The sequence below is a fragment of the Kitasatospora sp. NPDC004799 genome (assembly GCF_040609095.1).
Taxonomy (GTDB): Bacteria; Actinomycetota; Actinomycetes; order Streptomycetales; family Streptomycetaceae; genus Kitasatospora.
In genome coordinates, this window is sequence record NZ_JBEXJK010000075.1 from 1 (window position 1) to 26256 (window position 26256).

The following is a 26256-nucleotide window of genomic DNA, read 5'->3' on the forward strand; positions in this document are numbered from 1 at the left end:
CCGCGCCCGGCCGGGCCGCCCCGGGGACGGGCGGGCCGGCCGGGCCGGGGTCGGGCAGGGGGCCGGGCGGGGCCTCCAGGGCCTCCAGGGCCTCGGCCCGGGAACGGGCGGGGCGGCCTACCGGGCGTACGTCACTTCGCCAGTTCGGCGACGCCCGCCTGCGCGAACTGCTCGTCCAGGTCGCCGCTGGGCGCGCCCGCGACACCGACGGCCGCGATCGGCGCGCCCTTCGACTGGATCGGGGCGCCGCCGGCCAGGAACAGGGTGCCCGGGATGTCCTTCAGGTTCGGGGCCTGGGCCAGGCGCTTGGCCAGCTCCGAGGTCGGGGCGTTCCAGGACACCGCGGTGAAGGCCTTGCGCTCGGCCGAGGCCGGAGCCTGCGGGCCGGCGCCGTCGCCCTTCAGCAGCACCCGGGTGACGCCGTCCCGGTCGACGACCGCGACCGACACGTGCTGGCCGGCCTTGGTGGCCGCGTCCAGGGCGGCCTGGGCGGCGCGGGTGGCGGCGTCGATGGTCAGACCGCTGCTCTGGGCCAGGTTCTTGTTCTGGGTGTCGGCCTTCACCGCGGCCGGGACGGCCGGGGTCTCGGTGGACTCGGCGCTGGCCGAGACGGCGCCCACGGTGGCGGCGGCGAGCGCGGCGGCGACGACGGTGCCGGTCAGCACCCGGGTGCGCACGGAGGTCTTCTTCATGGTCCGGCTCCTCAGCGGATCTGCGGGGTGGGGCGGGGGGGGTTCAGGGGGGCCGCCGGACCGTTACGGGGATCGTCCGGCGGCGTGCTTCGATCCTCCGCCCGGGGAACGGGCCGCCACATCGGCACTCCGGCGCGGGCGTCCGGGCAGGACGGTGGACGGCGGCGTCAACCGATCGGCTGATGCGGACCCGGGCCGGACGGGTCACCATCGAGGGATCGGTGCAGGTCGGCGCGGCCGCCGGGGTGGTCGGTACGGACCGGGGCGGCCGGTACGGGCCGGCGCCGACCGCACCCGCACCCGCACCACCCCGTTCAGCCAGGAGCCACCCGTGCCGCAGCCCCGCCCGACCGCCGCCCACCGCGCCGCGGACCGCACCGGTGCCGGCCGTCACGGCGCCCCCGGCCACGGCGCCCCCGGCCACGGCACCTCCGACCACGGCACCTCCGACCACGACGCCGGGGACCCGGACGCGGGCCGGCTGGCGCTGCTCCTGGACTCCGCCTTCCTGCTGCTGCTCGCCGCCTCGCTCAACCGCTACCTCACCCACCACTCCAGCAACGCCCAGGCGCCCTGGGTGATCGGGCTGAGCGCGGCCCTCGCGGTCGCCCAGCCGGCCGGGTCCTGGCTGGACCACCGCCGTCCGCCCGCCCCGGGCCGGCACCGCCGGTGGCCGCTGGCCCTGGTGGTCGCGCTCTGGGTGGTGCTGGTGCTGCTCGCGCCGAGCTTCGCCTGGTGCGCCGTCCCGCTGATCTACACCGCGCTGCGGGCACTGCCGGCGAAGGCGGCCATCCCGCTGGTCGGCGCGCTGACCCTGCTGGTGGTGATCGCCGAGGTCCGGCTGCCCGGCGGCACCGACGCCACCCTCGTCCTGCTGCCGCCCGCGGTGGCCGGGCTCGCCACCGGCGTCTTCCTCTTCATGGCCCGGCAGGCCGCCCGGCAGCGCGCGCTGATCGCCGACCTGGTCCGCACCCGGCGCGAACTCGCCGCCACCGAACGGCGGGAGGGCACCCTGGCCGAGCGCGAGCGGCTGGCGATGGAGATCCACGACACCCTGGCGCAGGGCCTGTCCAGCCAGCAGATGCTGCTCCAGGCCGCCGAGCGCACCTGGGACACCCACCCGGCGACCGCCCGCACCCACGTCCGCACCGCCGCCGAGGTCGCCGCCCGGAACCTCGCCGAGGCCCGCCGCTTCGTCCACGACCTCGCCCCGGCGGAACTCTCCGACGGCCGGACCCTCGACCGGGCGCTGCGGGCGCTGGCCGAGCGGGAGTCCGCCGAGAGCGGGCTGCCGGTCCGCTTCCACCTGGACGGCGCGCCGGTGCCGCTGCCCGCCGCCGCCCAGGCCGCGCTGCTGCGGATCGCCCAGGGCGCGCTGGCCAACGTCCGCGAGCACGCCGGGGCCTCGGCCGCCGCGATCACGCTGTCCTTCCTCGGCGACCAGGCCGTGCTGGACATCGCCGACGACGGGCGGGGCTTCGCCCCGGAGGCGGCCGGGCCCGGCGGCGGGCGCGGGTACGGCCTGCCGGCGATGCGGGCCCGGCTGCGGCAGCTGGGTGGCAGGCTGACCGTGGAGAGCGCGCCCGGCGAGGGCACCATCGTCTCCGCCGCGATCCCCCTGCACCACCGATGAGCCCGGAGCGACGACGAGCCCGCGGCGACGACCCCCTGGAGCACCGATGAGCACGACGCCCGTACCGACGGCCCCCGCGCCGGCCCCCGTCCGGCTGCTGGTCTGCGACGACCACGCGGTGGTGCGGGCCGGGCTGCTGGCGCTGCTGGCGAGCGCCGGTGACATCGAGGTGGTCGGCGAGGCGAGCACCGGCGAGGAGGCCGTCGCGCTGGCCGCCCGGCTGGCGCCGCAGGTCGTGCTGATGGACCTCCAGCTCGGCGACGGCATCGACGGGGTGGAGGCCACCCGGCGGATCACCGCCGTTCCGGGCGGGCCGCACGTCCTGGTGCTCACCACCTACGACACCGACGCCGACATCACCCGGGCCATCGCCGCCGGCGCCACCGGCTACCTGCTGAAGGCCGAACGGCCGGAGGAGCTGTTCGCCGCCGTGCACGCGGCCGCGCAGGGCCGCACGGTGCTCTCGCCGCCGGTCGCCTCCCGGGTGATGGCGCAGATGCGGGCGCCCGCGCCGCAGCTCACCGAGCGCGAGCAGGACATCCTCGAACAGCTGGCGCAGGGGCTGGGCAACCGGGAGATCGCCCGGGCGCTGTTCATCAGCGAGGCCACGGTGAAGACCCACCTCGGCCGGATCTACGACAAGTTGGGCGTGGACACCCGGGCGGGGGCGGTGGCGGTGGCGAAGGAGCGCCGGCTGCTGCGCTGAGGGCGCCTCCGCTCCTGCGTCGGGGTCGGGGCGGCCCCGCCCTCGGCTGCGCTGGGCGCTCGCCCGGTGTCGCTGTGTGCTGTCATGATGCTCGGAGTGTCGGATTCCAGGCCGACGTCCGGAGCAGCCCGCCCCTCTCCCGGCACGGCCGGTTCGGGCGGCAACCACCCTGGGAGTGCCGAAAATCCCTGTTCCGAAGGGCTTCCCGGCCGCCCTGAGGGCCTCGCCACAATGTGGATGTTTCGTGGATTCCGCTATTGACAAACCAACCACGCGGTTTGTTAGTTTGAGATCAACGACGTCCCCGGAGGTGGGGGCTCGCCGGGGCCTGTGCGGACCGCTCTCGCCGGAGGGTGTTGGCCAGGGGGGAAACGGCGGGTTTGCCGGGGTGTCGGGGGGAGCGGCAACGCCGAAGCCGCGCGACGAGGCGGCGTGGAGCGAGTCCGGGGGGACTCGCTCCACGCCTCCCCCGGTCCCCGCCCTTCGGCTACAGCAGCGCGCTCCAGTACGGGCAGCGGACGTACGGCAGCGGCGGCGCGCAGCGGTCCACGCTCCCGGACAGCACCGGGCCCCGCTCCGACCTGGCCACCCCGGGTGAGCTCGCGGTCAGCCCCGCCTCGCCCAGTTCGCCGAAGCGCAGCGCCAGCCGGTAGCCGTCCGGCGTGACCGCGGCGACGCCTGGCAGCTCCCGGCCGGCGTTCAGCGAGGTGATCGTCCAGCCGCACCGCCGCCAGTGCCGCTCCACCACGTCCACCAGCGCCGCCCGCCGGGGCAGCGAGACGACGGTGAGGAGGTCCCGGCCCCGGGTGACGTACCAGAGCAGCTCCGACTCGCGCCCCGGCAGCGGCAGCCGGGCCCCCGCCCGCGCGGGCGCCCCCTGCCAGACCGGCGCCGGACGGACGGCGTCCAGGGTGTCCTGGAGCAGCGTCTCGCAGCGCTCGGCGGCGTCGAGTTGATCGGCCGCCACTCTCGAATCCGGGCCCGCCCCGGCCCCCGGCCGCCGACCCGGCGCGATCCGCGCGCCGTAGGGACCACCGGGACCGCCGGGGCCGCCGCCCGGGCATCCGACATTCAGTTCGGCACCACCAGACTGCACAGGGCCCTCCGTACTCCTCCCGGCGTTCAACCCGGGCAGGCATTCCGTCACTGCTTGGACGGCGGGCGGGTACGGGCAGTTCCCCTCCCGGTTCCGTCCCTCACCGTTCCCTCACCTCACATTGCACTGCACGGTGCAGTTGAATCACTGATCTGCACTGTGTAGTTTACTTCTCGTGCCGACGGCCGGGCCCGATCCACCGTCCGGCCGCTCCCCGCACGTCTGCTGACCCACCGTCCGACCACCGTCGAGAGGACCCGCCATGCCCGTCGTCACCGTCGGCACCGCCCGCATCCCCTACCGCGTCGTCGGCGCCGGCCCCGACACCCTCGTCCTGGTGCACGGCACCGGCCCCGGCTCCGCCATGTGGGACGGCCTGCTGGACTCCTTCACCGACCGCTGGACGGTGCTGCTGCCCGACCTCTCCGGCAGCGAGGCCGCCGAGGACGACGGCGCGCCGCTCACCCTGGAGGCCATGGCCGCCCAGGTCGCCGCCGTGATCGAGGACGCCGGCCGCGGCCCCGCCGACGTGCTCGGCTTCTCGCTCGGCGCCGTCGTCGCCACCGCGACCGCCGCCCTGCACCCCGAGCGGGTCCGCCGCCTGGTCGCCGCCGCCGGCTGGATCAGCGCGGAACAGGACGAGTACCTGCGGCTCTCCATGGCCACCTGGCTCTCGCTCGCCGACCACCCCGCCGCGTTCGGCGGCTACGCCACCCTCACCGCCTTCAGCCGCGGCTTCCTCGACCGGATCGGGCGCGCCGCCGTCCAGGCCAACACCGCCTACATGCGGCCCACTTCGGGCACCCTGCGGCACATCGCGCTCAACCTCGGCCTGGACCTCGACCCGCTGCTCCCGCGCGTCCAGGCCCCCGCCCTGGTGATCGGCTGCACCCAGGACGCCACCGTCCCGGTGGAGAACGCCCGCCGGCTGCACGCCGCCCTGCCCGGCAGCGCCTACGCCGAGTTCGACACCGGCCACATCGTGCTCGCGGAGCAGACCGAGGCGTTCACCGGCACCGTCCGGGACTTCCTCGCGGCCGCCTGACCGCCCAAGCGGGCAGCCGGTGCGTAGAGCACACCGATGCCCGGGAGGCAAGCCCCGTTCCAGAAAGGCTGATTACCGCGCATGGTGATTCAAATCAAATTGACTGCACATCAACTTCGAAGGTGAGACTGCCTTGTGAGCGACATTCGCAAGGAGAAGACCATGCGCATACTCTTCACCGGCCCCGCCGCGGCCGGTCACCTCTACCCCATGGTGCCCACCGCCCAGGCGCTGCGGGCGGTCGGACACGAGGTGCTGTTCGCCATCGGGCAGCCGGTCGACATGATCCGGTCCGCGGGCTTCCCCGTCGTCGAGATCGGCGACGGCCGGAGCCTGCGGGAGATCATCGAGGAGCGGGTCGGCGGCAAGGTCGAGTACGTCAGCCAGGACAAGACCCAGGACGAGATCTTCGACATGGCGGCCTCGATGTTCGCCTTCGCCTCCCGTCCCGACGTGGACGGACTGCTGGCGGCCGCCACCGACTGGGGCGCCGACCTCATCGTCCACGACTCCTTCACCTCCGCCGCCCCGCTGGTCGCGGCCCAGCTCAAGATCCCGTCGGTGGTGCAGAACTTCGGTGCCAGCCCCGGCCGTTCGATGGCCGAGCTGGTCGCCTCGCACGTGGCCGACCTGTACGAGGAGCGCGGCCTGACCGGCCCGGACATCGCCGCGGTGCTCAACCTCGGCCCGCTCGGCGGCGACCCGGACGGCCTGCCGACGCGCTACGTCCCGTACAACGGCGGCGGCATCGTCCCGGCCGAGTTCCTCCGCAAGCCCGAGCGCCCGCGGGCGGTCGTCACCCTCGGCACCGTGCTCGCCGAGATCGACGGCGTCCGCTCGGTGGTCCAGCTGGTCGAGGCGGCGGCCGAGGTCGACGCCGACTTCCTGCTCGCGGTCGGCGGCGCCGACCTCGCCCCGCTCGGCACCCTGCCCGACAACGTCCGCGGCCTGCCCTGGGTCCCGCTCAACGAGCTGCTCAGCCGCGCCGACGCGCTGATCCACCACGGCGGCTCGGGCACCATGCTGACCGCCCTCCAGGCCGGTCTGCCCCAGCTGCTGCTCCCCCAGGGCGCGGACCACTTCCTCAACGCCGAGGCCATCACCGCCACCGGCGCCGCCCTGAGCTCCACCTCCGACGCCGTCGACACCGCGCTGCTCACCCGCGTCCTCACCGACACCGAGCTGCGCGACGCCGCCCACCGCCTGCGGGCCGACAACGCCGCCCTGCCCACCCCGGCCGCCGTGGTCCCCGCCCTGGAGAACCTCGCCGCCCGCCGCTGACCCGCCGCCGGCCTCCCTCCGGCACAGCCGAACGACGCGCGACAGCCGCAGGTCGACCGACCTGCGGCTGTCGGCCGTCCCGGGGCGGGCGGGCGCGGGCGGGGCTCGGACGGGGAGCGGGCGGGGAACGGGCGAGCTCCGGGTAGCAGGTCTCCGCGCCCCGGAACCAGATCGATCTCAGCCACTTCTCGGCGCCCCCGACCCGGGCCCGGACCTTCACCTCACCGCCCCGGCCGACCGGCCCGCAGCAGGGCGCGCAGACCGACGGCGTCGACCACGTCGGCCCGGGTGGGGAGGACCCGGTGGAGCAGGACGTCATGGACGTCGGGGTCCGGGTCGGCGACGCCGTCGGACAGGACGTGGAGCCGGTAGTCGCGGTCGGCCGCGTCGGTCACCGTGGACAGGACGGCGCCACCGGTGCTGAGGCCGGAGGCGACCAGGGTGGTGATCCGGCGCTCGCGCAGCCGCCGGTCGAGGTCGGTGGTGGACAGGGCGCCGAAGCGGGTCTTGCGCACGACGATGTCACCGGCCCAGGGCGCCAACCGCTCGTGGACGGCGGCGGCGGGGTCCTCGTGGTGCAGGGCACGGTGCCGGGCCAGCGGGGCGAAGGAGGGGTTGGCGGCCGGGACGGCCTCCCAGTCGGCCTCGGTGAAGCCGACGCGAGCGTAGGCGACGGCGCCGCCCGCGGCGCGTACGTCGGCGACGGCCCCCGCCAGGCGGCCGAGCAGGGCCGCACGCTCCCCGTCCCCGGGCAGCGCGGCCAGGACCGCGGGCTGGCAGTCCAGGACGAGGAGCGCGGTGCGCGCGGGGTCGAATGCCGGGTCGGTGCTCATGCGGGTGTCTCCGTACTGGTGGTGGGCCTGGCTGTGCACCGTCCGGTCGCGTCCGGTCGCGTCCCGTCGAGCCTCGGGAGCAGGAGCGGGGTGGCCAGGATGAGCAGTCCCGCGACCGCGAGGGCCGTGCGCGGCCCGGTGGCGGCGGCGAGCAGCCCGCCGAGCGCGGTGCAGACGGCGATGGACGCCTGCTGCCCGATCGACCAGGCCGACAGGGTGCGGGCGACGAGGTGCTCCGGCGTGCGTTCGAGCCGGTAGGTGGCGAGCACCGGGTTGAACAGGCTCATGTTGACGATGATCGCCAGCTCGACGGCCATCACCGTGACGAGGCCGACCACGCCGGGGCGGACGAAGGCCAGGCCGATCAGCCAGACGGCGCGCAGGGTGCCGACGGTCCGCAGGACCCGGTCCCGGCCGTGGCGCTCCACGACCCGCCGGGCCAGCCGGGAGCCGATCAGTCCGCCGAGGCAGGGGGCGGCGAAGGCGAGGCCGTACTGCCAAGGGGCGAAGTGGAGTTGGCGCAGCAGGAGGACCGCGAGCACCGGCTCGGTGGCCATGATCAGACCGGCGACGAGCATGGTGTTGAGGTGGAGCGCCCGCAGACCGGGGTCGCCCATGATGTGCCGCCAGCCGTCCAGCACCCCGCCGGCCCGCCGGTGCGGGTCCCCGCCCGCCCGCCGCGGCGGCTCCTCCCGGCCGCGGACCGCGAACAGGCCCAGCGCGGAGAGCAGGTAGCTGAGCGCGTCGGCCACCACGGTGGTGACCGGCCCGAAGCGGGCGATCGCCGCTCCGCCCAGCGGCGGCCCGACCGCGATGGAGCTCCAGTTCGTGGACTCGAACCGGGCGTTGGCCACGAGCAGTTCGTCCGGCCGGACGAGGGCCTTGAGGTAGGCCCCACTGGCCGCGCCGAACGCGATCTTCGCCGCGGCGACCACGATCGACACCGCGAGCAGCTGGACGAAGCCGAGCCGCCCGAAGGCGTACGCGACCGGGACCGTCGCCATGGCCGCGCACCGGACCAGGTCCATCGCGATCATGACCGGACGCTTGCGCCGGAACTCCACCCACGGCGCGAGCGGCACCGCGACCAGCGCCCCCACCGCGGGCCCCGCCGCGGCCAGCGCGGACACTTCCGCGGGGCCGGCGTGCAGCACCAGCACCGCGATCAGCGGCAGCGCCCCGAACCCGAGCGCCGACCCGTACGCGCTCACCGCGTACGCCGCCCACAACCAGCCGAACCGCCGGCCCAACCGCTTCCCGCCCAGCACCCTCACCGCGCCCCTTTCCACACCCCGCCCGCCTCGACCGCACAAACCGAAGTTGATCGGTGCGAGCCAACCGGTCGGTGCGGGCACGGGTCAAACAACCGATTCACCCGATCTGTACAACCTTGGGTTGTTCACTAAGGTCGGTCGGCATGGACCTCGAAGCAGTGCGCACCTTCGCCGCCATCGTGGAGGCCGGGCAGTTCCAGAAGGCCGCCGTCGACCTGGCGATCACCCAGCAGGCCGTCTCCAAGCGCGTCGCCGCACTGGAGCGCGACCTCGGCGTCCGGCTGTTCACCCGCACCCCGCGCGGGGCCGAACTCACCATCGACGGGCAGGCGTTCCTACCCCACGCCCGCGAACTGCTGCGGGTCGCCGAGCGCGCGGTCGCGTCCGTCCGCGCCGGGCACCGCCCGCTGCGGGTCGACGTGATCGCCTCGCGCGGCGCGGCCTCCGGTCTGATGCGCGACTTCCACCGCGCCCACCCCGGGATCGACCTGGACGTGCTGATGCTGCTCGACATCGAGACCGCCGTCGCCGCCATCCGCTCCGGCACGATCGACGCGTCCTTCCGCGCCGTGGCCATGCCCGGCCGGCCCCTCCCCGAGGACATCGCGTCGGTCCGGGTGCTCGACGAACCGCTCCAACTCCTCACCGGGCCCGCCCACGCACTGGCGGGCGCCGGGTCGGTGACCGTCGCCGAACTGGTCGGCCACCGGATCTGGATGCCCGGCATCGTCCCCGGCAGCGAGTGGGGCGCCTACTACGACGACCTGGTCGCCGAGTTCGGCCTCACCATCGAGGCCACCGGCCCCAACTTCGGCTCCGACGCCCTCCTCGACACCATCGCCGACACCCCCGCCCTGGCCACCTTCATGAGCGAACGGACCCGCCTGGTCTGGCCCGCCGGCCACGGCCTGCGCCGCATCCCGGTGACCGACCCGACCCCCGTCTACCCCCACTCACTCCTCTGGCACCGCGACAACCCCCACCCCGCCCTCCCCGCCCTCCGCACCCACCTCACCACCGCCACCCCCACTCCCGCCGCCCCCGCCACCTGGGCCCCCGCCTGGGTCCTCCCCCACTGACCACCCCGGCCCGCCCCGCCCGGCCCCGGACGACACGAAAGCCGCAGGTCATGTGACCTGCGGCTTTCGACCGGCTATGTGCGGCTACTTGAGCGGCGTGCCGCCCGAGTTGCGGTTGGCGATCGTCTTGTTGATCAGGTTTCCGCCGTCGGTCTCGACCGTGGTCTGCTCCTGCCAGCCGGCGCCGAACAGGAGGGCGCCGACGTGTGCGTTCGCCACCTGGTCCAGGTGCGAGAAGAACCAGTCGACCTTGTCGTCCTTGTAGTGGCCGGGGGTGTTGTTCTGCGCCATGTTGCCCACGGGGATCTGCCACAGGACCACCGGCTTGCCCACCGACTCGGCCATCGTCTTGTAGAACCCCAGCGCGGCGAAGCCCTTCTGGTCGTTCCAGAAGGTGTCACGGCTGCCGTGGGCGGGCAGCGCGTACCAGCCCGCGTCGCGGTCCGTCACGTCGGTGACCAGGAAGTCGGCGCTCGATGCCCCGAGGTCCGCGTAGTCCTTGACGCACTGCGGGGTGTTCTGCTGCCAGTCGAAGCAGGACAGGTGCAGTCCCACACCGGTGTTCGGCGCGTACTTGTGCGCCATCGCGATCAGGCACTGGGCCAGGCCGGAGGCGCTGTTCTCCTGCGATCCGCAGTCCGTCGGGTTCGCGGCCTTGACCTGCGCGGCGACCTGGTGCGGGTTGCCGAGCGACCGGACGTAGCCCCAGAAGTCGGGCTCGATGTCGATCATGTCCTGCGAGGTGCCGATCTTCTGGAGGAAGAAGCGGTAGTCGTTCAGGTAACGGGTGAGCAGGTCGGCCCGGTTGATGGCCTTGACCTCGCCCGGACCGTCGCCCTCGCCCGCCGCGTCGCCGAGGTCGCGCAGCGAGTACCAGGTCCAGAGCTGCTTCTGCGGGCGCGACTTGCCCTGGTAGGTCGCCTTGGCCGCGTTGGCGTCCCGGTAGGTCACGAACGTGCCGGGCGCCGTGGTGCTGCCGGTCCAGCAGCCCCACCAGCCCGACCAGGCATCCTTGCAGCGGGCCGCCGTGTAGTAGTCCGAGGAGGGCGCGGGCTGGCTGTGCACGTAGTTGTACCGCACGTCGAACGGCGCGGCGTTCGCCGAGGAGTCCTCCATCGAGCCGCCGATGAGCATCGTGCTGCTGCCCATGAGCCGCTTCACCGAGCTGCTGCCGGTGCTCCCCGCGCTGTTGCCGCTGCCGCTACCGGAGCCCCCGGCGTTGCCGCTACCGGAGTTCCCCGCGTTGCCGCTGCCGCCGCCGTTCCCGCTGCCCTTGTCGCTACCGGCCGGGACGAGCTGCCACTGCTGGTTGGCGCCGTTCCAGTCGTGGTACTGGGCGATGCGGCCCCCATCGGCCTTGGAGCCGATCGGGACCTCGACGGCCTTGCCGTTGAAGCGGTTGATCAGACGCACGTAGCCGTCCGACGACTTCTCCAGGTGGAACTGCTGGTTGGTGCCGTTCAGGTCGCGCCACTGCACCAGCTCGGCGCCCTCGGCCTTCGACCAGTTGTAGTCGTCCAGCACCTTGCCGGAGTTCCGGTTCTGCAGCCGGTAGTTCCCGTCGCCCGCGTCGAGGAACTTCCACTGCTGGTTCGCCCCGCCGGTGCGGCTCCACTGCACCACCGGAGCACCGTCGTTCGTGGAGTAGCCGAAGTCGTCCAGCGCCTGGCCGGTGCTGCGGTTGACCAGCACGTACCAAGCGTTCGTGTCCACGGTGGTCCCCGCCGAGGCGGTGTTGACCACGACCACGGAGCCGCCCACGACCGCCAGGCCGACAGCCGCCCAGAAACCCCGGCGCTGGTACAACCGACGGCGACGATGCGTCTGCCGCCGCCCCGGATCGGCCGAGCGGAACAGCGCGCGACCGCGGCGGGTACGACCGCCGGGCGACGCCTCCGGCGACGTGGATGGGCGAGGGAACATGTCGATGCTCTCTTTCAGCCGGTGCCTCTGACCAGACCGCCTGTCCGGACACCACCCAGTTGCCACCGCCCCCGCAGAGGTTGCCCCCGACCCCGAAGATTTTTTCCGCACCGCGCGCCGGCCGGCGACACGTCGTCGGACGGGCGGCGGCGGATCGGCCCGGACAACGCGAAAGCCCCAGGCCGTCGGCCTGGGGCTTTACTGCTGGAGCGGGCGACGAGAATCGAACTCGCGCTCTAAGCTTGGGAAGCTCATGTTCTACCATTAAACTACGCCCGCCTGATGAGCCGTCAGAGACCGCTCGATCCAGTGTCACTGTACCCCATCTGCGACGGTGGTTGCACAGGGGGGCGGTGGACGTGGCGGAGCGCGGTGGGGCGGGGGTCGGGGGCGTACTGTGTGGGCCGCGTGCGAGTGCTCCGGTGGGTGGGGGCCGAGGCGGCGAGCCATGGTGAGGAATGTCCGGAACATCCCCTAATGTGACGCTGTCCCGGGGCTCGGCCGCCGGGGCGCGTGAGTACGGGTGAGTACTGGGTTAGGGATGGGAAGGGGATCGATGGAGCAGCGCGCCGTCGTTCGTTGTGCCGAGGGGCACCTGTTCAGCACCACCACGTTCCCGATGCAGAACCTCGGTCCGGGCCGGCTCGGGCCCGGGCGGTTGATCCGCTGTCCGCAGTGCGGACGGCTGCGGAGTTCGGTGCTGGCCGACGTGCGGGAGCTGTCGGAGCCGCAACTGGCGCGGGCGATGCGGCTGGAGGCCGCGGAGTTCCTGGCCTGACGGCAGGCGGAGAGGCAGGTGGGCCCCGGGCGGATTCGTCCGGGGCCCTTTCTTGCACGTAACCTCGAAGCGTGCTGCTCTCTGACAAGGACATCCGGACCGAAATCGACCGGGGCCGGGTCGTCATCGACCCGTTCGACCCGGCGATGATCCAGCCGTCGAGTATCGACGTGCGCCTCGACCGCTTCTTCCGCGTGTTCGAGAACCACAAGTACCCGCACATCGACCCCTCCGAGGAGCAGCCGGACCTGACCCGGCTGGTCGAGCCGGACGGCGACGAGGCGTTCATCCTGCACCCCGGCGAGTTCGTGCTGGCCTCGACGTACGAGGTCATCACGCTGCCGGACGACGTCGCGTCCCGGCTGGAGGGCAAGTCGAGCCTGGGCCGGCTGGGCCTGCTCACCCACTCCACGGCCGGCTTCATCGACCCCGGCTTCAGCGGCCACGTGACCCTGGAGCTGTCGAACGTCGCGACGCTGCCGATCAAGCTGTACCCGGGCATGAAGATCGGGCAGCTGTGCCTGTTCCGGCTCTCCTCGCCCTCGGAGCACCCGTACGGCTCGGAGCGCTACGGCTCGCGCTACCAGGGCCAGCGCGGCCCGACGCCGTCCCGCTCGTTCCTGAACTTCCACCGCACCGAGGTCTGAGCCGAAGGGCTCCGCAGAGCGCACGCAGACGGGCGGCCGCCCCCCTTCCGGAGACGGAAGAGCGGGGCGGCCGCCCGCGGCGTTCTCAGGCCCGCTTGGGGCTGGTGACGGCGACCAGCTCGGTGCCGTCCTCGGACAGCCGCAGCTCGGTGCGCAGCTCGGCCAGCTCGCCGAGGTGGTGCAGGTGGGTGCCGCCGCAGAAGATCTGCGCGCCGCCCTCGGGCAGCTCGCAGTGCCACTGCCGGCGGGCGGTGAGCTCGGGGCCGGGCACCTCGATGCGGACCGGGGCGTCGGCGGCGACCCAGGCGGCCAGCCGGGCGTTGACGGCCTCGGTGAGGGCCGGCAGGGCGTCGGCGAGGGCCGGGAACTCCTCGGTGGCGTCCACCGTGAAGCCCTTCTTCTTCAGCGACTTGCCGAGCCGGTAGGTGTCGGTGCTGGCCGCGGTGTCCATCACCGAGCTCGCCATCGCGAGGCTGTCGAAGTCCGGGTGGCCGAAGGCGTCCGAGCGGCCCGGGTCCTTGCGCCAGCGCGGGGCGAGCGCGGCGTTCAGGGCGAGGGCGAGCAGGTGGCAGCCGCTGTGCGAGGCGCTGAGGGCGCCCCGGCGCTCGGCGTCGACGGCGAGCGCGGCGGTGCGGCCGACGAGGTCACCGGGGTCGCCGTCGAGGACGTGCAGGACCAGCCAGGACCACTCCTCGTCGCCGCGCCGGACCGGGATGTCGGCGCCGACCAGCAGCTCCCCGCCCTCCGGGCCGACGGCGCCGGTCAGGCAGTCGACCACGGCCAGCTCGGTGCCGTCCACGGTCAGGGTGCCGAGGTCGGCGGGCTGGTCGGGCCAGGTGTGGTCGAGCGGGTGGAACGGGGTCGCCTCGGTGACGACGGCGTACCGCCCGTCGGCCAGCGGGTGCACCGCGAGCACCGGGGACTCGCCGGTCACCGCCCCGGCCGGGAAGCTGACGTGGGTGGTGGGGAGGGTCATGCCTGGCTCCGGTGAAGGTGGGACGACGAGGGTGGGGCGGGCTCGGCGCTCGGCCGCGGCCCGCCCCCCATTCTGCCCTCAGCCCGTCGGAGCCCTCAGCCCCCGTCCTGCGGCCCCGTCGGCCGGCAGCGGCCCTCAGCCCAGCGTCGGCAGCTTGATCAGCACCAGCAGCGCGACCAGCTGTATCGCCGAGGCGGCCGCGGCCTTGCCCCAGGGCAGGTCGTGCAGCCGCCGGACCATGCTGGTCAGCAGGTACCCGCAGAGCAGCCAGGTGGCCCAGCCGACGACCTGGACGACGGCACTGCCCGACGGCAGCACCAGGTCGAGCAGCAGCCGGGGCGCGTCGGTGAGCCAGCCGATCAGCGCGGCCAGGCCGACGGTCGCCTTCCACGGGCCGTCGCCGCCCAGCTGGCGGGCCAGCGCGTAGGTGACGCCGCCGAAGAGCGCGCCGGCCACGGTGAAGCCCACGGCGGCGGCGAGGATGCCGGTCAGCGCCACGGTGAAGGTCGAGTTGACGATGTCGTCGCGGGTCAGCCCGATGCCGAGCACCGCGAGCGCGCCGTACAGCAGCGAGACGGTGAGGGCGGGCAGCCAGACCTGGTGGTCGCGGACGCGGTCGAAGATCGCGGTCGGGGAGCGGAACAGGCCGGTGAACAGCTCGCGCCAGTGCGGCCGGGGCCCCGCGACGTGCGGGGCGGACTGGCCGCCGGCCCGGTAGACGGCGACGTTGTCCTGGCCGTACGGCTGCTGGTCGTAGCCGTCCTGTCCGTAGCCCTGGTCGTACCCCTGGTCGGGGCCGTACCCCTGGCCGCCCCCGTACGGCGGCTGCCCCTGGCCGTCGTCGTAGTAGCCCGGCTCCTGGCCGGGGTGCCCCTGGTACGGCGGCTGCTGCCCGTACGGCCCACCGGCCGCGTAGGGCCCGCCGGCCGCGTACGGGTCACCGGCCGGGAAGGCCCGGGTGTTGCCGGGCCGGTCGGCCGCGTACGGGTCGTACCCGTCCCCCGCCGGGTGCCCCGGCCCGCCGGGCGGGCCACCGGGCCCGCCGGGCGCCGCCGCGTGCGGGCCCGTGAAGTACTCCGGCCCGTCCGTCCCCCCGGATCCCCCGTACCCCCCGGGCGACCCCGGCGGCGGAGGGGCCGACCACCCGCCGTGCGGGCGGTCCGCGCCCTGACCGCTGTCGTATCGATTACCAGCCACGGTCCGAAGGTACCCGCCCGGCCCGGCCCGCGTCGGCCCCGGACGGAGCCGGGGCCGGTTTGCAGCGAGGCTGAGACGAACCGGGGCCGGAAACCCACCGGAACGCCCCCGGGACGGACGTCAGCGCTGGGCGCCGACCGACGGCCCGTGCACCGCCGCGGCCGCGCTGGTGCCGGCCGGGCAGCCGCCCGGGCCGGCCGAGGTGCGGACGGCGCCGACCGGCAGCAGGGTGCCGCAGGCGATCCGGATGCCGTTCGGCAGCTCGTTGTCCGGCTCCACGATCGCGCCGTCGCCGATCACCGCGCCGTCCAGCGCCGAGCGGTCGCCGACGGTGGCGAAGGCGCCCACGATCGAGTCCTTGACCAGGGTGTCCGGGCCGATCACCGCGCCCGGCAGGATCACGCTGCCCTCGACGATCGCGCCGGCCTCGACCACCGCGTCCTCGGAGACCACGGTGCCGCCGCTGAGCACCGCGCCCGGGTGGACGGTGGCGCCGGGCAGCAGCAGGGCGTCGCCGGTCGGGCCGGGGACGGCCGGGGAGTCGACCTTGCCGAGCACCAGGTCGGCCGAGCCGCGGACGAAGGCCGCCGGGGTGCCCAGGTCCAGCCAGTACGAGGTGTCCACGACGCCGCGCAGCAGCGCGCCGGTGGCCAGCAGCTCGGGGAAGGTCTCGCGCTCGACGGACACCTCGCGGCCGGCCGGGATGCGGTCGATCACGGACCGGGTGAAGACGTAGCAGCCGGCGTTGATCTGGTCGGTGACGATCTGCTCCGGCGTCTCCGGCTTCTCCAGGAACTCCAGCACCCGCCCCTGCTCGTCGGTCGGGACGAGGCCGAAGGCGCGCGGGTCCTCGACCCGGGTGAGGTGCAGGGTGACGTCGGCCCCGGCGGCCACGTGGCCGTCGCGCAGGGCGGCGATGTCGACGCCGGAGAGGATGTCGCCGTTGAAGACCAGGACCGGCTCGTCCGGGCCGCAGGTCAGGCCGGACGCGGCGTTGCGGATCGCCCCGCCGGTGCCCAGCGGCTCGCGCTCGGTCAGGTAGACCAGCTCGATGCCGTACGGGGTGCCGTCCTGGAAGTGGTCCTCGAACACCTCGGCCAGGTACGAGGTGGCCAGCACGACGCGGGTGACGCCGGCGGCGGCCGCGCGGGCCAACTGGTGCGCGATGAACGGGACGCCTGCCACCGGCAGCATCGGCTTGGGGGTGTGGGTGGTCAGCGGACGCAGTCGCGTGCCCTTACCACCGACCAGCATGATCGCCTCGGTCATGGTCTGCGCTGTTCCCCTTGTGGTCTCTGCGGCCCCGGCCCGGCGGGCCGACGCCTCGTCGTCGGTCTGGACCCGGCCGTCCGGCCGACGCGGGTCGCGACCCGCCCGGGGCTTCCGTCCGGAACGGGTCGACCGGCACGAAGCCGGTCCGGGCCTACTGTATTTGCTTTCACCGAATGCCCGTCCGGCGCCTGTGCGATTGCCGTCACCCCCCGTACGCCCGCGGTACCCGCGCGGGCCGTCCGGGCCTCCCAAAAGCCCGGCCCGGCGGGCGCGTTCGCGGCGTCCACCGGGCCGGGCAGTTGTAGCAGAACTGTCGAACAGCGGGTGCTGCGACGGTCGTTACGCGTCCACCGTCGCGGGCTGCTCCGCCTCGTCGGCCGGCGGGAGCGCCTTCACCGAGTCGAGCAGCAGCTGGGCCACGTCGACCACCTTCAGGTGCTCCTTGGCCGCGCCCTCGTTCTTCTTGCCGTTGACCGAGTCGGAGAGCATCACCAGGCAGAACGGGCAGGCGGTGGAGACGATGTCCGGGTTGAGCGACAGCGCCTCGTCCACGCGCTCGGTGTTGATCCGCTTGCCGATGCGCTCCTCCATCCACATCCGGGCGCCGCCGGCGCCGCAGCAGAAGCCGCGCTCCTTGTGGCGGTGCATCTCCTGCTGGCGCAGGCCCGGGACCTTGTCCATGATCTCGCGCGGCGGGCTGTACACCTTGTTGTGGCGGCCCAGGTAGCACGGGTCGTGGTACGTGATCAGGCCCTCGACGGGGTTGACCGGGATCAGCTTGCCCTCGTCGATGAGGTGCTGGAGCAGCTGGGTGTGGTGGATGACCTCGAAGTGGCCGCCCAGCTGCGGGTACTCGTTGGCGATGGTGTTGAAGCAGTGCGGGCAGGTGGCCACGATCCGCTTGACCGGGGCGTCCTCCAGGGCCGCGTTCAGCGTCTCCACGTTCTGCGCGCCGAGCATCTGGAACAGGAACTCGTTGCCCAGGCGGCGGGCGGAGTCACCGGTGCAGGACTCCTCCTTGCCGAGGATCGCGAACTTCACGCCCGCGGTGTGCAGCAGCTCGGCGAAGGCCTTGGTGGTCTTCTTGGCGCGGTCCTCCAGGGCGCCGGCGCAGCCGACCCAGTAGAGGTACTCGACCTCGGCGGGGTCGATGTCCTCGCCGATCACCGGCACCTCGATGCCGGTCTCCTTCTTGAGCTCCTTGACCCAGTCCAGGCGGGCCTTGGTGGCCATGCCCCACGGGTTGCCCTTGTTCTCCAGGTTCTTGAGCATCGTCCCGGCCTCGGTCGGGAACGAGGACTCGATCATCACCTGGTAGCGGCGCATGTCGACGATGTGGTCGATGTGCTCGATGTCCACCGGGCACTGCTCGACGCAGGCGCCGCAGGTGGTGCAGGACCACAGCACGTCCGGGTCGATGACGCCGTTCTCCTCGGCGGTGCCGATCAGCGGGCGCTCGGCCTCGGCCAGGGCGGCCGCCGGGACGCCCTCGAGCTGCTCGGAGGTGGCCTTCTCCGCACCCTCCATGTCCTTGCCGCCGCCGGCCAGCAGGTACGGCGCCTTGCCGTAGGCGTGCTCGCGCAGGCTCATGATCAGCAGCTTCGGCGAGAGCGGCTTGCCGGTGTTCCAGGCGGGGCACTGCGACTGGCAGCGGCCGCACTCGGTGCAGGTGGAGAAGTCGAGGATGCCCTTCCAGGAGAAGTGCTCGACCTGGGAGACGCCGAACACGGCGTCGTCGGCCGGGTCCTCGAAGTCGATCGGCTGACCGTTGCTGGTCATCGGACGGAGGGCGCCGAGCGCGGTACCGCCGTCCTCCTCGCGCTTGAAGTAGATGTTGAAGAAGCCGAGGAAGCGGTGCCAGGCCACGCCCATCGAGGGGTTGAGGCCGATGGTGGTCGCCCACGCGAACGAGATGCAGATCTTCAGCATCGCGAACAGGTAGATCAGGTTCTCCAGCGTGCCGTGCGACAGCCCGCTGAACGCGGAGACCAGCGGGTACGAGACCAGGTGCTCCGGACCGTACGAGTCGACGCCGTTGAGGGCGCCCTCCAGCGCGCGCAGCATCAGGATGCAGACGCCGATGCCGAGGATGGTGTACTCGACGTAGAAGGCCTGCCAGGCGATCGAACCGGCGAACCGGGACTTGCGGCCGGACTTGGACGGCAGGCTCATCAGCCGGATCACGATCAGCACCAGGATGCCCAGCGTGGTCAGGGTGCCGACCAGCTCGACGAAGAGCTGCCAGATCATCCAGTGGCCGATCACCGGCAGCGCGAAGTCGGCGTCGAAGAGCTGGCCGAAGGCGTTGACGATGGTCAGCACCAGGCTGAAGAAGCCGACCGCGACGAACCAGTGGGCGATGCCGACGATCCCCCAGCGGTTCATCCTGGTGTGGCCGACGAACTCGACCGCCACCGTCTTCACCCGCTGGGCGGGCTTCCCGAAGCGGGTGGAGTCCGGCGAGCCGGTCAGCACCACCTTGAAGATGTGCCACGCCGCACGAAGGGCGAGCGCGGTGCCGATCACGAATGTGACCAGCGAGATGACGATCGCTGCTAGCTGCATCGGCTCTCCGTCTCCTGCGGCTTTGCGGTTGAGCAGGCTCTGCGGTCCTACGGTTCTTCGGACTGAGTGTACTGGTCGGTAACTTGCCGGGCCGACGGCCCGGACATTACCGGTGGGCAACGTTTCCCAGAAGATTCCCAAGCTATGGCGGCAGTCACGTGGGCGCACCCCCCGGTCCGGCGTGGCGGGCCCGCACCGCCCCGGGCGACCCCGCGACGGCCCCGCGACGGCCCCGCGAGGAGGCCGCGCTCAGCAAAGTTGAGCGGGCCGCACTCATACCTGTTGACGCCACCCGTCGAGTCGTGCATCCTTGAGCCCGTAAAGCTCAACTCTTCCGTGGAGGTATCTACGATGGCACGCGCGGTCGGCATCGACCTCGGTACGACGAACTCGGTCGTCAGCGTTCTGGAGGGTGGCGAGCCCACCGTCATCACGAACGCCGAGGGCGCGCGGACCACGCCGTCCGTCGTCGCCTTCGCCAAGAACGGCGAGGTCCTGGTCGGCGAGGTGGCCAAGCGCCAGGCGGTCACCAACGTCGACCGCACCATCCGCTCGGTCAAGCGCCACATGGGCACCGGGTGGAAGATCAACATCGACGGCAAGGACTTCAACCCCCAGCAGATCTCGGCCTTCGTGCTGCAGAAGCTGAAGCGCGACGCCGAGGCGTACCTGGGCGAGACCGTCACCGACGCCGTCATCACCGTTCCGGCGTACTTCAACGACTCCGAGCGCCAGGCCACCAAGGAGGCCGGTGAGATCGCGGGGCTCAACGTCCTGCGCATCGTCAACGAGCCGACCGCGGCCGCCCTCGCGTACGGCCTGGACAAGGACGACCAGACCATCCTGGTCTTCGACCTCGGCGGCGGCACCTTCGACGTCTCCCTGCTGGAGATCGGCGACGGGGTCGTCGAGGTGAAGGCCACCAACGGTGACAACCACCTCGGTGGTGACGACTGGGACCAGCGCGTCGTCGACCACCTGGTCAAGGTCTTCCAGGCCGGCCACGGCGTCGACCTGTCCAAGGACAAGATGGCCCTGCAGCGTCTGCGCGAGGCCGCCGAGAAGGCCAAGATCGAGCTGTCCTCGTCCTCCGAGACCTCGATCAACCTGCCGTACATCACGGCCTCCGCCGAGGGCCCGCTGCACCTGGACGAGAAGCTCACCCGCGCCCAGTTCCAGCAGCTGACCGCGGACCTGCTGGAGCGCTGCAAGGTCCCGTTCCACAACGTCATCAAGGACGCCGGCATCTCGCTCTCCGAGATCGACCACGTCGTCCTGGTCGGTGGCTCCACCCGCATGCCGGCCGTCGCCGAGCTCGTCAAGGAGCTGACCGGCGGCCAGGACGCCAACAAGGGCGTCAACCCGGACGAGGTCGTCGCCATCGGCGCCGCGCTCCAGGCCGGTGTCCTGAAGGGCGAGGTCAAGGACGTCCTCCTGCTGGACGTCACCCCGCTGTCCCTCGGCATCGAGACCAAGGGCGGCATCATGACCAAGCTGATCGAGCGCAACACCACGATCCCGACCAAGCGCTCCGAGATCTTCACCACGGCCGAGGACAACCAGCCGTCCGTGCAGATCCAGGTCTACCAGGGCGAGCGCGAGATCGCCGCGTACAACAAGAAGCTCGGCATGTTCGAGCTGACCGGCCTGCCGCCGGCGCCGCGCGGCCTGCCGCAGATCGAGGTCACCTTCGACATCGACGCCAACGGCATCATGCACGTCGGTGCCAAGGACCTCGGCACCGGCAAGGAGCAGAAGATGACCGTCACCGGCGGCTCCTCGCTGCCGAAGGACGAGGTCGACCGCATGCGCCGCGAGGCCGAGCAGTACGCCGAGGACGACCACAAGCGCCGCGAGGCCGTGGAGACCCGCAACTCCGCCGAGCAGCTCGTCTACTCGACCGAGAAGTTCATCGCCGACAACGCCGACAAGCTGCCGGGCGACGTCAAGACCGAGGTCGAGACCGCCATCGGCGAGCTCAAGGAGGCCCTGAAGGGCGAGGACATCGCGAAGATCCGCGAGGCCTCGGAGAAGGTCTCCACCACCGCGCAGAAGCTCGGCCAGGCGCTGTACGCCAACGCCGACGCCGCCGCCGGCGCCCCCTCCGGTGACTCCGCCCAGGCCAAGGACGACGACGTCGTCGACGCCGAGATCGTGGACGACGAGAAGCCCAAGGGCGGTGCGGCATGACGGACAAGGCGCAGGGCGGTAAGCCCGGCGACGACTCCGCCGCCGAGGAGGCCGTGATCAAGGCTGCCGAGGAGGCCGCCGCGGCCGGCGCCGGGGAGTCCGGTTCGGACGACCTCGCCGCCGCCAAGCGCGAGCTCGCCGAGCGCACCGGTGACCTCCAGCGCCTCCAGGCCGAGTACCAGAACTACCGCAAGCGGGTCGAGCGCGACCGGCTGACCGTCCGCGAGATCGCCGTCTCCAACATCCTGGAGTCGCTGATCCCGGTCCTGGACGACATCGGCCGCGCCCGCGAGCACGGCGAGGTCACGGGCGGCTTCAAGTCCGTCGCCGAGTCGCTGGAGACGGTCGTCGCCAAGCTGGGCCTGCAGCAGTTCGGCAAGGAGGGCGAGCCCTTCGACCCGACCATGCACGAGGCGCTGATGCACAGCTACTCCTCGGACGTCACCGAGGACACCTGTGTGCAGATCCTCCAGCCCGGCTACCGCATCGGCGAGCGGATCATCCGCCCGGCGATGGTGGCCGTCGCGGAGCCCCAGCCCGGCAGCCAGGCGTCCTCGGACGCCGAGGCGAAGTCCGCCGACGCGGACAAGTCCGACGGTGGCTCGGACAGCTGACAACCTGTGACAGCTGACAACCAGTGCGCTGCGGAGTCGTACGCCGGCCAGTACGGCGGCCGGCTCCGCAGCGCGCTGTCAGCAGCCGTTCCTTCACCGGCTGTTGACAGCGCAGTGACGATGGACATCGGGAGGTGGCGGGAGCCGTGAGCGAGCGCAGCATGGGGGTCCCCCCGGCCGAAGGCTGGGGGAGAACCGTTGAGGGGCGCGTGTACCGCTCAGTGGCTGCCGAGCGCAGCGAGGTGGGCGCATGAGCGGCAAGGACTTCGTCGAGAAGGACTACTACAAGGTCCTCGGCGTACCCAAGGACGCCACCGCCACCGAGATCAAGAAGACCTACCGCAAGCTCGCGCGCGAGTTCCACCCCGACGCCAACAAGGGTGACGCCAAGGCCGAGGAGCGGTTCAAGGACATCTCCGAGGCGTACGACGTCCTCTCCGACGAGAAGCGCCGCAAGGAGTACGACGAGGCCCGCAGCCTCTTCGCCAACGGCGGCTTCCGGGCCGGCGGCCCCGGCGGCGGCGGCAGCTACAGCTTCGACTTCGGCGACCTCTTCAGCGGCAGCCAGGGCGGCGGCGGTGGCGGCGGCGGCATCGGCGACGTCTTCGGCGGCCTCTTCAACCGCGGCGGCACCCGGCAGGCCCAGCCCCGGCGGGGCGCCGACGTCGAGACCGAGGTGACGCTCTCCTTCGAGGAGGCGGTGGACGGCGCGACCGTCCCGCTGCGGATGACCAGCCAGGCCCCCTGCCGCGGCTGCAACGGCACCGGCGCCAAGTCCGGCACCACCCCGCGGGTCTGTCCGACCTGCGTCGGCGCGGGCACCGTCAGCCGCGGCCAGGGCGCCTTCGCGCTCTCCGAGCCGTGCAAGGACTGCCGCGGCCGGGGCATGATCGTCGACGACCCGTGCCCCGACTGCCACGGCAGCGGGCGCGCCAGCTCGGCCCGCACCATGCAGGTCCGGATCCCGGCCGGCGTCCAGGCCGACCAGCGCATCCGGCTCAAGGGCAAGGGCGCCCAGGGCGAGCGCGGCGGGCAGCCCGGCGACCTCTACGTCACCGTGCACGTCGACCCGCACCCGGTCTTCGGCCGCAAGGGCGACAACCTCACCGTCACCGTCCCGGTCTCCTTCCCGGAGGCCGCGCTCGGCGCGACCATCGAGGTGCCCACGCTGAACGGCCCGACCGTGAAGCTCAAGCTGCCCCCGGGCAGCGCCAACGGCCTCACCATGCGCGCCCGCGGCAAGGGCGCCACCCGCAAGGACGGCACCCGCGGCGACCTCCTCGTCACCGTCGAGGTCGTGGTGCCCCAGCACGTCACCGGTGACGCGCTGAGCGCCCTGGAGCAGTACCGCGAGGCCACCGCCTCCGACGATCCGCGAGCCGCCCTGTTCAAGGCGGCGAAGGGAGCGTGACGACCAGATGTCCCCGATGAACCCGATCGACCCCGACACCCCGATCGGCTCCGGCCTCGGCGAGGGCCTGCCCGGTGCCGGCCCCCGGCGCCCCCGCCGGGCCGCCGCGGGCCCGCCGCCGTACGTCCTCACCGAGGACACCCCGGTGTACGTCATCTCGGTGGCCGCCGAGCTGTCCGGCCTGCACCCGCAGACGCTGCGCCAGTACGACCGCCTCGGCCTGGTCTGCCCCGACCGCACCGCCGGGCGCGGCCGGCGCTACTCCGCGCGCGACATCCAGCAGTTGCGCGAGGTCCAGCGGCTCTCCCAGGACGAGGGCATCAACCTCGCGGGCATCAAGCGGATCATCGAGCTGGAGAACCAGGTCACCGCGCTCCAGTCCCGCGTCGCGGAGCTGGTCGACTCCCTGGAGGGCGCCGCCACCGCGCTCCAGCAGCGCGAGGCCGCGGTCCACGCCTCCTACCGCCGCGACCTCGTCCCGTACCAGCCCCCGACCCCGCAGTCCAGCGCCCTCGTCGTCTGGCGTCCCAAGCGCTGACCCGACCGCCCACCGGCCGCCGGCCCCTCCTCTCGGGGGGTGCCGGCGGCCGCCGTGTGGTGAGAGAGTGCGGTCGCGATCCCTCTCCGGGGGGCTCACCCGATCTGGCATGCTAAAACTCGTTCAGCACCGCCGCTGATGGGACGCAGGCAAGCACGGTTAACGGCAAGGAGTCGCGAATGAGTGGACGAGAGCATCCCCTTGCCGCCGGCTCGACCATCCTCTCGGCGGAGGCCAAGGAGCTATATCTCGCGGTCGTCCGAGGAGACGGCGAGCTGCCGTCGGCCGGCGACGGCGACCAGGACGGTTCCGCGCGGGACGAGCTGGTCAGGATCGGTCTTCTCGTACCCGACAGCGATGATCCGACGGTTTTCGTGGCCGCCGACCCCACGCAGCTCTCGACGAGTCTCAGCCATTCCTGGCAGCGCCAGGCGCTGGAATTCCTGTCGCGCGCGGTATCGCTCCCCTCCGAGCTGCAGGACCTCGCCCGGGAATTCCACAGTCCGAAGCAGTCCGGGGGATCAATAGAGCACGTCCGGGGAAAAGCCCTCATCAGGCAGCGATTGGAGCAGTTCAGGGATTCCGGGTTCGAGGAGGCCCTGGCCCTGCAACCCGGCGGCCCGCGGCAGCCGGATCTCCTCGCCCGGATGATCGCATACGATCTGAATACGCTCCGCAGTGGCACGAAGATGCGGACGATCTACCACGCGAGCACCCGCTACCACCAGCCGACCAGGGACTACGTGGCCACGCTGGCGCGGGCCGGCGGCCAGTACCGGACGCTCGACGAGCCCTACACGAGACTCATCGTGATGGACCGCCGGGTCGCCGTGATCCCCATCGACGACGACATGAGCCTCGCGGCCTTCATCTACGACCCCGCTGTCGTCGACTACCTCGCCAAGGAGGTGTTCGAGCAGTACTGGAGCCGGGCGCTGGAATTCGACGGGGACCGCACGGTGCCGCGGCAGGTGGTCTCCCGGCTGCGGCAGACGATCATCGACCAGATGCTGGAAGGCACCAATCACCGGGTCATCGCGCGGCGCCTGGGAATCAGCGAGCGGACGCTCGCGAGACATATAGCCGAAATGCGGGACGACTACAAGGTCGACTCGCTGTTCCAACTCGGGTACGTGCTCGGCCGAAAGGCGCAGGAAGCCGTCGACTGAGCCGCCCGCCGGGTCGGGCCGGCCGGCGGGGCAGCCGTTAAGCGGCCATTTCCCCTAACGGCCCCCCAACCGGACCCCGCTCACTGCCAGGAGATGTCGTCCGCAACGCTCACGGCGGCCTGGACGGAAATCGCGTCGTGCGAGTCGGCGGCATTCGCGATCGAGCCGACACCGAGCACCGTAGCGGCGACGGCCAGCGAAAGCACTATCTTGCGGACAAATCGGCGCATGTCGGTCACGCCCTCACTCTCTTTGAGAACCGCCATTGGAAGCATCGAACGGATGCAGGATAACGGCTCGCATAGCGGCGCGCGAGGGGGCGGCGGCCATCCGCCCGGGCCGGCGGAGCGTGCGTCATCTCCCTGCCAGTCATCCACATGACACGGGCCAACCCTGGACGCGGCGCCGCGCCGCGATGGACGATCAGTTCGCTCGCAATGGTCCGGCAGGGAGCCACACCTTGCCAATGTACCGTCAAAAACTAAACCGTTCATCAGCGGATCAGTCCACAGAGCAGCCCACATCCAACGCATCGCCGACACACACTCCCCCGGTCGGCCTTTCCCCGGAGTCGACATGACCGAGCCCTACCTGCGTCACCACGACAGCCAGGCCCCTGAGGGTCGGCGTGCACGTGTGTTCCTGGCCGCCCCGCTGATGCGACTGACCGGGCCGGCCGACAGTGTGGTGACCCTCGCCAGCCGGACGCGGCTGACGACGCTCCGTACCACCCTGCTCCGCAGCGGTGCCGCCGTGTACAGCGCGCACCACAGCGACGCCTGGACCATCTCCGGCCGCGCGCCGGAGCCCCGCGTCCCCTCCGACTTCCGCGCCCTCCAGTCCGCCGACCTCGTCTTCGCCTACGTCGGCGCCCCGCTCTCGGCCGGCGTGAGCCTGGAGCTCGGCTGGGCGTCGGCGCTGCGCAAGCCGATCGTCCTGCTGGTCGACGAGGCCATCACCCACAACCCGCTGATCGCCACCATCGAGCAGGTCGCCCCCGTCCTGCCGCTGGTCTTCGACGACACCTGGTCGCAGGAGGCGCTCAACCACACGGTCGAGACCGCGCTGGACTGGGCCGGCATGGCGCTCTCCCTGCGCGAGGGCTTCTGGACCGCCCCCGGCGAGCAGTTCAACGTCCCCCGGCAGCAGCCCCCGGTCCCCGGCTACTGGCCGACCGGCGCCGCCACCGGCTGACCGGCGGCCGACCACCGGACTCCCCCGTCCGGTCCCCCCGCGGCCGCGGGCCCGGCCGGAACGGCGCCTGCGCGCCAAGATGGAGGACGACCTCGACCGGATCGCCGCCGGTGAGGCGCAGTCCGTGCCGTGGCTGAAGCGCT

22 protein-coding genes, 1 tRNA gene and 1 pseudogene are annotated in these 26256 nt (G+C 72.5%); 13 read left to right on the forward strand and 11 right to left on the reverse strand.

All coding sequences use genetic code 11. The features are described 5' to 3' along the window. Positions 1–131 precede the first annotated feature (131 nt). The gene (locus tag ABZW03_RS12820) at positions 132–692 is read right to left on the reverse strand and encodes a heme-binding protein (protein WP_355255816.1); all 561 of its coding nucleotides are present in this window, start codon (positions 690–692) and stop codon (positions 132–134) included. A gap of 481 nt (positions 693–1173) precedes the next feature. Between ABZW03_RS12820 and ABZW03_RS12825 the strand changes: the two genes are divergently transcribed. Continuing rightward, a complete protein-coding gene (locus tag ABZW03_RS12825) occupies positions 1174–2325 on the forward strand; it encodes a sensor histidine kinase (RefSeq protein WP_355255874.1) in 1152 nt (383 codons plus the stop codon). Between the two features lie 46 nt (positions 2326–2371). Continuing rightward, on the forward strand, positions 2372–3031 hold the full coding sequence (locus tag ABZW03_RS12830) for a response regulator transcription factor (RefSeq protein WP_355255819.1): 660 nt from the start codon (positions 2372–2374) through the stop codon (positions 3029–3031). Between the two features lie 487 nt (positions 3032–3518). Here ABZW03_RS12830 and ABZW03_RS12835 read toward each other — a convergent pair whose 3' ends face one another. After that, a complete protein-coding gene (locus tag ABZW03_RS12835) occupies positions 3519–3998 on the reverse strand; it encodes a hypothetical protein (RefSeq protein WP_355255822.1) in 480 nt (159 codons plus the stop codon). 391 nt (positions 3999–4389) lie between these two features. Here ABZW03_RS12835 and ABZW03_RS12840 point away from each other — a divergent pair, with 391 nt between their 5' ends. Together ABZW03_RS12840 and ABZW03_RS12845 are read left to right on the forward strand one after the other, a co-directional pair. After that, on the forward strand, positions 4390–5172 hold the full coding sequence (locus ABZW03_RS12840) for an alpha/beta hydrolase (RefSeq protein WP_355255825.1): 783 nt from the start codon (positions 4390–4392) through the stop codon (positions 5170–5172). A 162-nt stretch (positions 5173–5334) separates the two neighbouring features. Continuing rightward, positions 5335–6453, forward strand: coding sequence for a glycosyltransferase (locus ABZW03_RS12845; protein WP_355255828.1), 1119 nt, complete (start codon positions 5335–5337; stop codon positions 6451–6453). A gap of 221 nt (positions 6454–6674) precedes the next feature. Here ABZW03_RS12845 and ABZW03_RS12850 read toward each other — a convergent pair whose 3' ends face one another. Both ABZW03_RS12850 and ABZW03_RS12855 read right to left on the reverse strand, forming a co-directional pair. Beyond that, positions 6675–7286, reverse strand: coding sequence for a cysteine hydrolase (locus tag ABZW03_RS12850; RefSeq protein ID WP_355255831.1), 612 nt, complete (start codon positions 7284–7286; stop codon positions 6675–6677). Then, on the reverse strand, positions 7283–8554 hold the full coding sequence (locus ABZW03_RS12855; RefSeq protein WP_355255834.1) for an MFS transporter: 1272 nt from the start codon (positions 8552–8554) through the stop codon (positions 7283–7285). The genes ABZW03_RS12850 and ABZW03_RS12855 overlap by 4 nt, the downstream gene beginning before the upstream one ends. A 149-nt stretch (positions 8555–8703) precedes the next feature. Here ABZW03_RS12855 and ABZW03_RS12860 point away from each other — a divergent pair, with 149 nt between their 5' ends. After that, positions 8704–9639 (forward strand): LysR family transcriptional regulator, encoded by a 936-nt coding sequence (locus ABZW03_RS12860; protein ID WP_355255837.1) that lies wholly within the window; start codon positions 8704–8706, stop codon positions 9637–9639. 84 nt (positions 9640–9723) lie between these two features. Here the strand turns inward: ABZW03_RS12860 and ABZW03_RS12865 are convergent, their stop codons facing one another. Next, a complete protein-coding gene (locus tag ABZW03_RS12865) occupies positions 9724–11352 on the reverse strand; it encodes an RICIN domain-containing protein (protein WP_355255840.1) in 1629 nt (542 codons plus the stop codon). 415 nt (positions 11353–11767) lie between these two features. After that, positions 11768–11841, reverse strand: a tRNA-Gly gene (locus ABZW03_RS12870). Positions 11842–12118: 277 nt separating this feature from the next. On the opposite strand from ABZW03_RS12870, the gene ABZW03_RS12875 reads away from it, so the two are divergent. Further along, a complete protein-coding gene (locus ABZW03_RS12875) occupies positions 12119–12340 on the forward strand; it encodes a hypothetical protein (protein WP_174315667.1) in 222 nt (73 codons plus the stop codon). 71 nt (positions 12341–12411) lie between these two features. Then, entirely contained in the window at positions 12412–12987 is a 576-nt protein-coding gene (gene dcd / locus ABZW03_RS12880) for a dCTP deaminase (protein ID WP_355255843.1), read from the forward strand. An 85-nt stretch (positions 12988–13072) separates the two neighbouring features. On the opposite strand, the gene ABZW03_RS12885 is transcribed toward dcd, so the two are convergent. The 4 genes and pseudogenes from ABZW03_RS12885 to ABZW03_RS12900 form a co-directional block, all read right to left on the reverse strand. Next, a complete protein-coding gene (locus tag ABZW03_RS12885) occupies positions 13073–13963 on the reverse strand; it encodes a metal-dependent hydrolase (RefSeq protein WP_355255846.1) in 891 nt (296 codons plus the stop codon). A gap of 135 nt (positions 13964–14098) precedes the next feature. Then, entirely contained in the window at positions 14099–15160 is a 1062-nt protein-coding gene (locus tag ABZW03_RS12890) for a Yip1 family protein (RefSeq protein WP_355255849.1), read from the reverse strand. A gap of 195 nt (positions 15161–15355) precedes the next feature. After that, positions 15356–16429 (reverse strand): annotated as a pseudogene (locus tag ABZW03_RS12895) (NDP-sugar synthase); the annotation flags it as partial. A gap of 342 nt (positions 16430–16771) precedes the next feature. Then, positions 16772–18997, reverse strand: a complete 2226-nt coding sequence (locus ABZW03_RS12900; protein WP_355255852.1) for a (Fe-S)-binding protein — start codon at positions 18995–18997, stop codon at positions 16772–16774. Between the two features lie 351 nt (positions 18998–19348). Between ABZW03_RS12900 and dnaK the strand changes: the two genes are divergently transcribed. The 5 genes from dnaK (at position 19349) to ABZW03_RS12925 (ending at position 24919) form a co-directional block, all read left to right on the forward strand. Further along, a complete protein-coding gene (dnaK, locus tag ABZW03_RS12905) occupies positions 19349–21187 on the forward strand; it encodes a molecular chaperone DnaK (protein ID WP_355255855.1) in 1839 nt (612 codons plus the stop codon). Then, on the forward strand, positions 21184–21801 hold the full coding sequence (grpE, locus tag ABZW03_RS12910) for a nucleotide exchange factor GrpE (protein WP_355255858.1): 618 nt from the start codon (positions 21184–21186) through the stop codon (positions 21799–21801). Before dnaK ends, grpE begins: the two co-directional genes overlap by 4 nt. A 250-nt stretch (positions 21802–22051) precedes the next feature. Beyond that, complete coding sequence (gene dnaJ, locus ABZW03_RS12915) at positions 22052–23212, forward strand: molecular chaperone DnaJ (RefSeq protein ID WP_355255861.1); 1161 nt, start codon at positions 22052–22054, stop codon at positions 23210–23212. A 7-nt stretch (positions 23213–23219) separates the two neighbouring features. Then, complete coding sequence (locus tag ABZW03_RS12920) at positions 23220–23750, forward strand: helix-turn-helix domain-containing protein (protein ID WP_355255864.1); 531 nt, start codon at positions 23220–23222, stop codon at positions 23748–23750. Positions 23751–23929: 179 nt separating this feature from the next. Further along, a complete protein-coding gene (locus ABZW03_RS12925) occupies positions 23930–24919 on the forward strand; it encodes a helix-turn-helix domain-containing protein (RefSeq protein WP_355255867.1) in 990 nt (329 codons plus the stop codon). 80 nt (positions 24920–24999) lie between these two features. On the opposite strand, the gene ABZW03_RS12930 is transcribed toward ABZW03_RS12925, so the two are convergent. Continuing rightward, complete coding sequence (locus tag ABZW03_RS12930; protein ID WP_355255870.1) at positions 25000–25158, reverse strand: hypothetical protein; 159 nt, start codon at positions 25156–25158, stop codon at positions 25000–25002. A 337-nt stretch (positions 25159–25495) separates the two neighbouring features. On the opposite strand from ABZW03_RS12930, the gene ABZW03_RS12935 reads away from it, so the two are divergent. Then, positions 25496–26113 (forward strand): hypothetical protein, encoded by a 618-nt coding sequence (locus ABZW03_RS12935; protein WP_051709310.1) that lies wholly within the window; start codon positions 25496–25498, stop codon positions 26111–26113. Positions 26114–26256 lie beyond the last annotated feature (143 nt).

Bases quoted from the DNA above. Each gene is read 5' to 3' on its own strand.
- ABZW03_RS12820 (WP_355255816.1), bottom strand. From the start codon at position 692: ATGAAGAAGACCTCCGTGCGCACCCGGGTGCTGACCGGCACCGTCGTC.
- ABZW03_RS12830 (WP_355255819.1), top strand. From the start codon at position 2,372: ATGAGCACGACGCCCGTACCGACGGCCCCCGCGCCGGCCCCCGTCCGG.
- ABZW03_RS12840 (WP_355255825.1), top strand. From the start codon at position 4,390: ATGCCCGTCGTCACCGTCGGCACCGCCCGCATCCCCTACCGCGTCGTC.
- ABZW03_RS12845 (WP_355255828.1), top strand. From the start codon at position 5,335: ATGCGCATACTCTTCACCGGCCCCGCCGCGGCCGGTCACCTCTACCCC.
- ABZW03_RS12850 (WP_355255831.1), bottom strand. From the start codon at position 7,286: ATGAGCACCGACCCGGCATTCGACCCCGCGCGCACCGCGCTCCTCGTC.
- ABZW03_RS12860 (WP_355255837.1), top strand. From the start codon at position 8,704: ATGGACCTCGAAGCAGTGCGCACCTTCGCCGCCATCGTGGAGGCCGGG.
- ABZW03_RS12875 (WP_174315667.1), top strand. From the start codon at position 12,119: ATGGAGCAGCGCGCCGTCGTTCGTTGTGCCGAGGGGCACCTGTTCAGC.
- ABZW03_RS12885 (WP_355255846.1), bottom strand. From the start codon at position 13,963: ATGACCCTCCCCACCACCCACGTCAGCTTCCCGGCCGGGGCGGTGACC.
- ABZW03_RS12900 (WP_355255852.1), bottom strand. From the start codon at position 18,997: ATGCAGCTAGCAGCGATCGTCATCTCGCTGGTCACATTCGTGATCGGC.
- dnaK (WP_355255855.1), top strand. From the start codon at position 19,349: ATGGCACGCGCGGTCGGCATCGACCTCGGTACGACGAACTCGGTCGTC.
- grpE (WP_355255858.1), top strand. From the start codon at position 21,184: ATGACGGACAAGGCGCAGGGCGGTAAGCCCGGCGACGACTCCGCCGCC.
- dnaJ (WP_355255861.1), top strand. From the start codon at position 22,052: ATGAGCGGCAAGGACTTCGTCGAGAAGGACTACTACAAGGTCCTCGGC.
- ABZW03_RS12920 (WP_355255864.1), top strand. From the start codon at position 23,220: ATGTCCCCGATGAACCCGATCGACCCCGACACCCCGATCGGCTCCGGC.
- ABZW03_RS12925 (WP_355255867.1), top strand. From the start codon at position 23,930: ATGAGTGGACGAGAGCATCCCCTTGCCGCCGGCTCGACCATCCTCTCG.
- ABZW03_RS12935 (WP_051709310.1), top strand. From the start codon at position 25,496: ATGACCGAGCCCTACCTGCGTCACCACGACAGCCAGGCCCCTGAGGGT.